We start from the raw sequence: 11,034 nt of genomic DNA on the forward strand, positions 1-11,034 counted from the left end.
CAGTCCATGCGCTCGCCCAACGCGTTGTCGGCGGCCTTGCAGCGGTTCGGCAATGCCCTGGTGGAACTGCCGCTGTGGAACAGCAGGCCGGCACGCACCCTGGCGCTGGTGCTGGCGCTGTGCATGTTTGCGCTGGTGGTCACGGTGCCGCTGGAATTCTGGCAGCAGGCCGGTTTTGTCACGGCCTGCATCGTGCTGGCCATGTGGCTGAACCGGGTCAAGGGCCATCTCGCCACCCTGATGATGGTGGTGCTGTCGGTCGCGGTGTCCAGCCGCTATATGTACTGGCGCCTGACGGAGACGATAGGCCTGGGCAACTGGGTCGACGCGGCGTTCGGCATCGGCCTGGTGCTGGCCGAGCTGTATGCCTTCGTGGTCCTCCTGCTCGGCTACTTCCAGACGGCCTGGCCGCTGAAGCGCCGCCCGGTGCCGATGCCCGCGGACAGCGCCACCTGGCCCACCGTCGACATCTTCATCCCCACCTATAACGAGCCGCTGTCGGTGGTGAAGCCCACGGTGTTCGCCGCCATGTCGATGGACTGGCCGCGCGACAAGATCAACATCTACGTGCTCGACGACGGCCGCCGCGAGGAGTTCCGCGCGTTCTGCGAGAAGGTGGGCGTCACCCACGTGACGCGCAACCACAACCGCCACGCCAAGGCCGGCAATATCAACGAGGCGCTCAAGAACACCCACGGCGAGTACGTGGCGATCTTCGACTGCGACCACATTCCCACGCGCTCCTTCCTGCAGATCTGCATGGGCTGGTTCATCAAGGACCGCAAGCTGGCCATGCTGCAGACGCCGCACTATTTCTTCTCGCCCGATCCGTTCGAGAAGAACCTGCGTACCTTCCAGGAGGTCCCCAACGAGGGCGAGCTGTTCTACGGCCTGGTACAGGACGGCAATGACCTGTGGGACGCCACCTTCTTCTGCGGCTCGTGCGCCATCATCCGCCGCGCGCCGCTGCTCGAAGTGGGCGGCATTGCGGTGGAGACCGTGACCGAGGACGCCCACACCGCGCTCAAGCTGCACCGCAAGGGCTACGGCACGGCCTACCTGGCGATTCCGCAGGCGGCGGGGCTGGCCACCGAAAGCCTGTCCGGCCACGTCGGCCAGCGCATCCGCTGGGCGCGCGGCATGGCGCAGATCTGCCGGGTGGACAACCCGCTGTTGGGTCCGGGCCTGTCGCTGCCGCAGCGGCTGTGCTACCTCAACGCCATGCTGCACTTCTTCTACGGGCTGCCGCGGCTGGTGTTCCTGACCGCGCCGCTGGCCTACCTGCTGTTCGGCGCGCACGTGATCCAGGCTTCGGCGCTGACCATCTCCATCTTTGCGCTGCCGCACATGCTGCACGCGAACATGACCAACTCGCGCATCCAGGGCAAGTTCCGCCATTCCTTCTGGAACGAGGTCTACGAATCGGTGCTGGCGTGGTACATCATGCGGCCGGTGCTGGTGGCCTTCGTCAACCCGGCGGCCGGCAAGTTCAACGTGACGCCCAAGGGCGGCGTGATCGAGGAAGCGTACTTCGACTGGGTCATCTCGCGCCCCTACCTGGTGCTGCTGCTGTTCAACCTGCTGGGCGTGGTGGTGGGCCTGCTGCGGCTGTTCGTGTGGCACCAGGAGGCCACCACGGTGGTGCTCAACCTGACCTGGACCTTCTACAACCTCATCATCCTGGGCGCGTCCATTGCCGCGGCCAGCGAGACGCGCCAGATCCGCGAGGCGCACCGCGTGGCGATGAAGCTGCCGGCCACGCTGCACTTCGGCGACGGCCGCGCCGTGGTATGCGAGACCATCGACTTTGCCGAAGGCGGCATCGGCATCCGGCTCCCGCATGGCGTCGAGGCCCAGGTGGGCGAGCCAGTGCAGATCTCGCTGTACCTGCAACACGACGAGCACATGTTCCCTGCCAGGGTGGTGTTCCAGGGCGAGTCGCACACCGGACTGGTGCTGGCGGAGATGAGCCCGCGCGAGGAGATGGCCTTCATCCAGTGCACCTTCGCCCGCGCCGACGCCTGGATCGATTCGTGGGGCCGCAAGCGCCCGGACGCGCCCGGGATGGCGGCCGGCCAGATCCTGCGCATCGGCCTGCTCGGCTTCCATAACGTGATGTTCCACCTGAGCCGCGAGATGCGCCAGCTGCTGCGCCGGCCCGAGCCCGGCGCCTCCGCCAATTGACCAGCCAGAGCCGTCACGCGCCGCGTCCCGTCGGGGCTGCGGCGCACCACACGCAACGGACCACTGGCACAAGAAGAGAATGCGTTTGAACCAGACACCACGCCTGCCCGCACGCTTGCCCGCCCTCACCCGCATGGGCACCCTGTTCGCACTCGCCATGCTGGCGGTGCACCCCGCCGGCGCACAGCGCCCCGCCCAGTCGGATATCTTGCGCGACACAGTTGCCGCGCAGGCTTCTGCCGGTCCCGCACCCGCCCGCAGCGGCAGCCGCACCGTGCAAATCCCGCTCAAGCAGCTCGGCGCCGACGCCCCGTTCCAGTTGCGCGGGGTGGACGCCATCAACGGCGTGCCATTCTCGATCCGGGCCGACGAAGTGGTTACCGCGGCCAGGCTCAAGCTGCGCTATACATACTCGCCCGCGCTGATCCCGTCGCTCTCGCACATCAACGTCATGGTCAACGGCGAGGTCGCTGCCACCGTGCCGGTGCCCAGGGAAACCGCGGGCACCAGCCTGGAGCGCGACCTCACCATCGCGCCGCGCCTGATCACCGAGTTCAACCGGCTCAACCTGCAGCTGATCGGCCACTACACCACTGAGTGCGAGGCCCCTTCCACTCCAGCCTGTGGGCCACCGTGGGCAACAGCAGCGTGCTGGAGCTGACGCTCGCGCCGGTCGCGCTGGCCAATGAGCTCTCGCTGCTGCCCCTGCCATTCTTCGACCGCCGCGACGTGGGCCGCCTCAGGCTGCCCTTCGTGTTCGCAGGCCAGCCCTCGGCCGCCACGCTGGAAGCCGCCGGTGCGTTGTCGTCGTGGTTTGGCGCGCTGGCCGGCTACCGCGGGGCGTCGTTTGCCGCCTCACTCAATCAGGTGCCCGCCAGCGGCAACGCAGTGGTGTTTGTCACCAACGACGAAAAGCCGGCCGGCGTGGCGGTGCCGGCCATCAACGGCCCGGCGCTCGCGGTGGTGCCCAATCCCGGCGATGCCAACGCCAAGCTGCTGCTGGTGATGGGCCGCGACAGCGCCGAGCTCAAGACCGCCGCGCGCGCACTTACGCTGGGCGCGCGCGCTCTCTCCGGCCAGAGCGCCACCATCAGCAAGCTCGACGAGGGCGCGCCGCGCGTGCCCTATGACGCGCCCAACTGGATCCGCAGCGACCGCCCGGTACGCTTCGGCGAACTCGTCGAGGTGCGCGACCTCAACGTCTCGGGCTACAACCCCGACCTGGTGCGCGTGAACTTCCGCCTGCCGCCGGACCTGTTCGGCTGGCGCAGCAAGGGCATCCCGATCGACCTGAAGTACCGCTACACGCCGCGCCCGGTGCTGGACAAGTCCACGCTCAACATCAACGTCAACCAGCAGTTCCTGCGCGCCTACGCCCTGCGCTCGGTCAAGAACCCGGACGGCCGCGCCAGCCAGCTGCTGGCCAGGGTGTTGCCGGACGGCTCGGTGCCGGTGGATGAACGCATCGAGCTGCCACTGTTCATGCTGCCCGCGCAGTCGCAGCTGCAGTTCCATTTCTACTACGACTATCTCAAGCAGGGCGCCTGCAAGGACGTGCTGATCGACAACGTCAAGGGCGCCATCGATCCCGACTCCACCATCGACGTCTCCGGCCTGCCGCACTTTATCGCGCTGCCGGACCTGGCGGTGTTCGGCAACAGCGGCTTCCCCTTCACGCGCCTGGCCGACCTTGCCGAGACCGCGGTGATCCTTCCGGACAAGCCCGGCGCCGAGGACTACTCCGCCTATCTCACGCTGATGGGCCGCATGGGCGAATCCACCGGCTACCCCGCCACCGGCGTGGCGGTGGCGGGCGCGGCCCAGGTCGGGAAGATGGCCGCGCGCGACCTGCTGGTGATCGGCACCACGCAGAACCAGCCGCTGTTCAGCCAGTGGGCCGAGCGCATGCCGGTCTCGCTGGCGGGCAATGAAAAACACTTTGCACTGACCGATATCGTCTCCACCGTGATGGGCTGGTGGAACGGCGCCGACGGCACGCGCAACCGTCCCGTAGAGACGCGCCTGTCGCTCACCAGCGCCAGCACGGACGCTGTGCTCAGCGGTTTCGAGTCGCCGCTGGCGTCCGGGCGCAGCGTGGTGGCGCTGGCCAGCAATGCGCCCCAGGGCCTGCAGGCGATGACCGAAGTGCTGCTCGATCCCGAGCAGGTGAAGCGCGTGCAGGGCAGCCTGGCGCTGGTGCACGGCAAGGAGGTCGAGAGCCTGGCGGCGCTGCAGAACTACCACGTGGGCAAGCTGCCGCCGTGGACCTATGCGCAGTGGTGGCTGTCGCGGCGGTCGCTGACCATGGTGCCGATGATCGGCGGCGCCGCGCTGCTGCTGGCGGCCTTGCTGTTCGTCTCGTTGCGCGCGCGCGCCAACCGGCGCAAGCGGGGAGAACCCACGTGAACGTCAACCAGCCGCGCCGCCGCTGGCTGGCGCGCCTGCCGGGGCTTGGCGCGATGGCCCGGCTCGCGCCGCTCGCAGTGCTGGGAGGCTGGCCGGCGCTGGCGGGCGCCGCGGCGCCCTCCCCCTGCCCCTGGCCCCTGTACCAGCAATTCCTGTCGCGCTTCGTGCAGGCCGACGGCCGCGTGTTGGACCCGTCCACGCGCGAGCAGCACAGCACCTCCGAGGGGCAGTCCTACGGCATGGTGTTCGCGCTCATCGCCAATGACCGCGCCACCTTCGACCGCCTCTGGCAATGGAGCATCGCCAACCTCGGCGCGGGCAGCCTGCAGGACAAGCTGCCAGCCTGGCAATGGGGCCATCGCACCGACGGTTCGTGGGGCGTGATCGACGCCAACCCCGCCTCGGACGCCGATCTGTGGTTTGCCTTCACGCTGCTCGAGGCGGCCCGCGTGTGGCGCCAGCCGCGCTATGCCGGGCAGGCGCGCGCACTGCTGAAGCTGGTGGCGCGCGAGGAAGTGGTGTCGCTGCCGGGCTTCGGTGCCATGTTGCTGCCAGGGTCTCAGGGCTTTGCCGAAGGCAAGGAAGACGGCGCGCGCCAGTGGCGCCTCAACGCCAGCTACCTGCCGGTGCCGTTGCTGCGCCGGCTGGCCGGCGGCGATCCGTCCGGGCCGTGGGGCACGCTTGCCACGCAGGCCGGGCGCCTGGTCGAGGCGGTGGCGAGACAGGGCATCGTGCCCGACTGGTCGGCATACCGCACCGACCAGGGCGGCATGGGTTTCCTTACCGACCCCGTCAACGGCGACGTGAGCAGCTATGACGCGATCCGGGTCTACCTGTGGGCCGGCATGACGCCGCGTGGCGATGCCGCCGGGCGCGTGCTGATGAAGGCGCTGGCGCCGCACGCGCAGCGCATGGTGGGGCGCGCCGCCCCGCCCGAGCGCATGCGCGCCGGCAGCGGCGCGCTCGAGGGCGAAGGCCCGGCCGGCTTCTCCGCCGCGCTGGTGCCCTTCCTGCAGGCGGCCGGAGCGCCGGCCGCGGCGGCGCAGCGCGCGCGCGCCGAGGCCATGCTCGGCGCGGCAGCCGCGGGCAAGCCCGCCGCCACGTATTACGACACCGTATTGGGACTATTCGGCCTCGGCTTTGCCGAAGGCCGCTACCGGTTCGCCCCGTCGGGGCAACTCGAGCTGGAGTGGGAGAAAGCATGCAGAACCGCAAGCGCCCGGCCATGAACGGACGCGCGACCATTTCCATGCGGGCGCCACGCGCCAGGCAACTGCGCGCGAAAACGCTCGTGCTGAGCCTGCTGACCGCGTTCAGCGCAGCGGCCGCCGCCCAGGAGGACCCGGTCAAACTACTGGTGGACCAGGGCAAGTACTGGCAGCAACGCGGCCGCAGCGACCGCGCCGCCGAAGCGTGGCAGAAAATCCTTCGCCTCAATCCCAACCAGCCCGAGGCGCTGTACGGCATGGGCGTGGCCGAGGCCGAGTCGGGGCGGGCCGATGCGGCGCGCACCTACCTCGAGCGGCTCCAGAAAGCCCAGCCCGGCTCGCCGCAGGTGGCGCGTCTGACGCAGGTCATCACCAGCGGCGGCACCGGCCAGCAGCTCGAGCAGGCGCGCCAGCTCGCGCGCAGCGGCCAGAGCGAGGAAGCGGTCAAGCGCTACCAGCAGGCCGCCGGCGGCGCCGCGCCGCAGGGCAACCTCGCGCTCGAGTATTACCAGACGCTGGGCGGCACCGCGCAAGGCTGGGAAGAGGCCCGCAAGGGCCTGGAACAGCTCGCGCGCGCCAATCCGTCCGACCACGGCGCCCAGCTCGCCCTGGCCCAGCACCTGACCTACCGCGAATCCACCCGGCGCGAAGGCATCCGCGGGCTCGAAGCGCTCAGCAAGAGCCCCGACGTCGCGGGTCAGGCGCGCGAGAGCTGGCGCCGCGCGCTGACCTGGCTGGGCGGGCGCCCGGCCGATGCGCCGCTGTACCAGGCGTGGCTGGCCAGCCATCCCGACGATGCCACCATCCGCGCGAAGCTCGACGCGGTCAGGATCCAGCCGCAGCCACAGCAGGATGGCGCACGCGTGGCCGGCGCCAGCGTCAGCCTGGTGCGCCAGCTTGTGCAGCAGGGCTTCGACGCCCTCGACGCGGGCAATCTCGAACGCGCCGGCGAGCGCTTCCAGAGCGCACTGGCGCAGCACGCCGACGATGCCGATGCGCTCGGCGGCATGGGCGTGCTGCGGCTCAAGCAGGAGAAGTTCGCCGAGGCGGTGGACTTTTTCGAGCAGGCCACCAGGAGCGGCGCGGGCGGCCGCTACCGTGCAGCGCAGAACAGCGCCACCTACTGGTTGCTGTCCGAGCAGGCCAGCGCAGCGCGCAACTCCGGCAACCGCGCCGAAGCGCGCCGCCTGCTCGAGCGCGCCATCAAGCTGGACGCGCGCGAGCCCTCCGCTCAGGTCGCCCTGGCCGACCTGATGGCCGAGGAAGGCCAGTACGCGCAGGCCGAGGCCGCCTACCGCCGCGTGCTCAAGCAGCATCCGGACAATCCCGACGCCACGCGCGGGCTGGTGGGCGTGCTGTCTGCGCAGAACAAGAGCGCCGAAGCGCTGGCCATGGTGCAGAACCTCACGCCGGCCCAGCAGGAGAAGGTCGGCTCGCTCGGCAAGCTGCGCGCCGACGAAGCGCGTGCCCAGGCGCGTGCCGCCCTGAAGCGTGGCGATACCGCCGGCGCGCGCCGCGCGCTCGAAGACGCCATGGCGGCCGATCCCACCAACCCGTGGGTACGCCTGGACGCGGCGCGCGCCTTTGCCTCGGTGGGCCAGAAGGAGCAGGCGCGCAACATCATGGACGGCCTGCTGCTGTCCAACCCCGACATGCCGGACGCACTCTACGCCAGCGCGCTGTTGTCGGCAGAGACCGGCGACTGGCAAGGCGGGCTCGATGCGCTCGAACGGATCCCGCCGCAGAACCGCACGCGCGACATGGGCACGCTGCAGCGTCGCCTGTGGGTGCACGCCGAGGCCGAGCGCGCCGGCGAGCTGGCCGCCGCCGGCCAGCAGCGCGCCGCGCTGGCCGTGCTGCAGGAGGCCGAGCGCTATGCCCCGCAGGATGCCGACCAGCTTGGCGCGCTGGCGCTGGCTTACGCCGATGCCGGCGACGAGGTGCGCGCGCTGTCGCTGATGCGCAGCGTGATGAGCCGCACGCCGCGCGCGGACGTCGGCATGCAGCTGCAGTACGCCGCCATCCTGCTCAAGACCAGGCAGGACGTAGAGCTGGCCGGCGTGCTGCGCCAGCTGGCGGGTGCCAGCATGAGCCAGCCCCAGCGACGCGACTACGACGACGTGCGCGTGGCGTATATCGTGCGCCAAGCCGATGCGCTGACCGAAGCCGGCGACCTGGTCGCCGCCTACGACACGTTGGCCCCGGCGCTGTCCGAGCGCCCCGGCAACGGCGCCGTGCGCGCGAGCCTGGCGCGCATGTACGCGCAGGCCGGCGAGAACAAGAAAGCGCTCGCATTGTATGAAAGCGTGCTGGAGAAAGACCCCCGCAACCTCGACCTGATGCTGGCCGCAATCGGTACCGCCACCGCCGCCAAGGAGTTCAGCTGGGCCGAAGGCACCTTGCAGATGGCGCTGGCGCAGGCGCCTAAGTCGCCCAAAGTGCTGACCGCCGCCGGCCGCCTCTACCGCGCGCAGGGCAAGACGTCGCGCGCGGCCGACTATTTCCGCGCCGCGGTGGCCGCCGAGAACGCCGCCGGCGCCGCGCCCGGCGCCCGCCCCGACGCCTCTGGCTTCGACCGCATTCCTGCCAACCCCTTTGTCGGCCTGCCGGGCCAACGCGGCAGCTCGCAACTGCCGCCCCCGGGCTCGCCGGCACCCTACGTGGCCGTGCCGGCGCCGACCGCAGCAGCGGCCCTGCCCGCGCCGGTGATGATGCATACCAGCGCGCAGGCCTACGGCCAGCCGTATATCCCCGCGCCCCTCGGCACGGCGCCGGCCGCGGGCGCATTGGCCATTCAGCCGCAGGCCTACTACCCGCAACCGGCCAGCACACCGCAGCGCGCGCCGGCCGCCAGCAGCGCCACGCGCGGCAAGACCACGAAGGTCGGCGCGGCTGCGCCTGCCTATCCTGTCGCACGGGCGCAGCAGCCGGCCGCGCAGTATCCGGCGCCGTTTCCGAATGCGGCGCCGTATCAGGCGCCACAATACCCGGCACCGCAATACCCCGCCGCCCAGACCGTGGCCGCAGCCGACGGCTACGGCGCCGCATCCGCCGTGCCGGCCCGCCAGCCGCTCGGTGCCCAGTCGCGCGCGCCGTGGTTGGCCGATGCCGATTCGCAGGCCAACCCGACCGGCCCCAGGACAGCCCAGCAGGAACTGCAGGAAATCGAGTCCCAGCGCACCGCCACGCTCGCGGGCGGCCCCATGCTGCGCGGGCGCAACGGCGATTCCGGCATGAGCCAGCTCACCGAGCTGCAGGTCACGGCCGAGGCCAAGATGGCGGCGGGCAACGGCAAGCTGGTGGCACGCGTGACGCCGGTGGCACTGGATGCCGGTTCGGTCGGCGGCGACTTCAACAGCGCCTCGCGCTTTGGCGGCGGTCCGCTGGCTTACGGCGTGAACGGCGCCGCGGTCAACCTGAACGGCAGCCCGCTGAAATCCACCTCGGCGGGCACGCAGAACGCCTTCGGGGTGGCGCTCGGCGTGGCCTACGAATCCGACCGTTTCAATGCCGACCTGGGCAGCACGCCGCTGGGCTTCCGCTACACCGACGTCAACGCCGGTGCGCGCCTGAACCTGCCGCTGACCCAGCGCACCACGCTGTCGCTCGGCGCATCGCGCCGGCCAGTGACGGACAGCCTGCTGTCCTATGCGGGCGTGCGCGACGAGCGCACGGGCCAGCAATGGGGCGGCGTGATGAACAGCAGCGCGCGCGCGGACGTGGGCTGGGACGACGGACTCTTCGGCATCTACGGCTACGGCGGCTATGGCCTGCTGACCGGCCACGACGTCAAGCGCAACACGCGCTGGGAAGGCGGCGGCGGCTTCTACCTGCGCGTGATCGACACCCCAGACCAGCGCCTGATGAGCGGTGTGAACTTTACCTCGATGGGGTATGCGGAGAACCTGCGCTACTTCACCTTCGGCCAGGGCGGGTACTTCAGCCCGCAGACCTACTTCGCGGTGACGGTGCCGCTCTCGCTGTCGGGCCGCACCGGGCGGCTGGCCTACAACGTGCGCGGCGCGCTTGGCGTGCAGGCGTTCAGCGAGGATGACTCCAACTACTTCCCGACCGACGCGGCGGCCCAGGCGGCGGCCAATGCCGCGGTGGCCACGGCCAACGGCAAGGGCCTGACCAACGCGACCAGTGCGGTCTACCCGGGCCAGTCCAAGACCGGTTTGGCCTACAACCTGGTCGGCTCGATCGAATACCAGGCGGCGCAGCAACTCTATGTGGGCGGCCTGGTGGGCATCGACAACGCGCGCGACTATCGCCAATGGTATGCCGGCGTCTACGTGCGTTATGCGCTGCAGCGCCAGACCGGACTGATCGCGTTCCCGCCGGTGCCGCCGCAATCCGCGGTGGGCCCGCTGCCGTTCTGATCGCGCCGCGCGGCCGGCGCGGCATCAATGATCGGAAAGCAGGCGCAGCCGGAAGCACGGCTGCGGCGGGTGCTCAGGCCTCGGAATGGCCGCGGTGGGGGGGCCATTCGAGTCCGGGGCAATCGCCTGGAATCCCCTACTTCGAAGGGATCGGCATAGGCAACGAGTCGGTAGAATCAGGTTGCAGCGCACAATAAGCACTAGCGGTTCGAGCGTGGGCCGCTCAAGACAAGGCCTGTGCGCACCCATTCACGAGCGGAGCCCTGCAAATGAAATTTCCATCCCTCTTGATACTCGTGCTGGTTGCTGGGGGCGCCCATGCCGGGCAGCGACTTGGTGGGGCCAGCTACGGTCAGACTGGTGGCACGCAGTACGGCGGTGCCAGCTACGGCTCTGGCCAACAAATGCAAAGCTATTCCCCGCTCGGCGTGAACGCCGAAATGGGGAAGCGCTATAGCGGCGCAGCAGGCGGCTCCCAGTTTGGAGACACATCGTCTGAAAGAAGCGGAATGACAAACTCCCAGCCGCGTTCACCATCTCTGTACCCGTCCACGGGCAGTTCTACACTCCAGCAGCCAAAGGCTCCGAAATGAAGAAGCCGCCCGGCGGCTCCGCCCGCGATCTTGCGTTGACCTGCTGCGCTTGATCGCGGCATATGCCGTCGTGCTATATCAGCTTGCCCCCAGCCGCCACCGCAGCAGGCCCGCCGATTGCCTTGAATGCAGTTTCATTTGGCTGCGCTAAGCTGCGGCATCTTCTCTCCCCTAACAGGCTGTTGAATTTGGCCCCCGAGTAAACGGGGATTTGGTGCCAGACGTTATGGATATCGTGTTCATAAACTCGGGTGGCGGATG

Annotated in this window: 4 protein-coding genes and 1 pseudogene; 4 read left to right on the forward strand and 1 reads right to left on the reverse strand. The window is 69.7% G+C overall.

From position 1 onward, the window contains the following. Window positions 1-6 precede the first annotated feature (6 nt). The 4 genes and pseudogenes from bcsA (at window position 7) to ACW4E8_RS39325 (ending at window position 10,180) form a co-directional block, all read left to right on the forward strand. Window positions 7-2,184, forward strand: coding sequence for a UDP-forming cellulose synthase catalytic subunit (gene bcsA, locus ACW4E8_RS39310; protein WP_456809413.1), 2,178 nt, complete (start codon window positions 7-9; stop codon window positions 2,182-2,184). Between the two features lie 157 nt (window positions 2,185-2,341). Then, window positions 2,342-4,590 (forward strand): annotated as a pseudogene (gene bcsB, locus ACW4E8_RS39315) (cellulose biosynthesis cyclic di-GMP-binding regulatory protein BcsB). Next, complete coding sequence (gene bcsZ / locus ACW4E8_RS39320) at window positions 4,587-5,819, forward strand: cellulose synthase complex periplasmic endoglucanase BcsZ (RefSeq protein WP_456809408.1); 1,233 nt, start codon at window positions 4,587-4,589, stop codon at window positions 5,817-5,819. The pseudogene bcsB and the gene bcsZ overlap by 4 nt, the downstream one beginning before the upstream one ends. Then, a complete protein-coding gene (locus ACW4E8_RS39325; RefSeq protein WP_456809409.1) occupies window positions 5,792-10,180 on the forward strand; it encodes a cellulose synthase subunit BcsC-related outer membrane protein in 4,389 nt (1,462 codons plus the stop codon). Before bcsZ ends, ACW4E8_RS39325 begins: the two co-directional genes overlap by 28 nt. A 666-nt stretch (window positions 10,181-10,846) precedes the next feature. On the opposite strand, the gene ACW4E8_RS39330 is transcribed toward ACW4E8_RS39325, so the two are convergent. Next, window positions 10,847-11,034: hypothetical protein (locus tag ACW4E8_RS39330; RefSeq protein WP_456809410.1), on the reverse strand; the 188-nt coding region annotated here is incomplete at its 5' end.

It is taken from the genome of Cupriavidus sp. CP313, assembly GCF_054072015.1.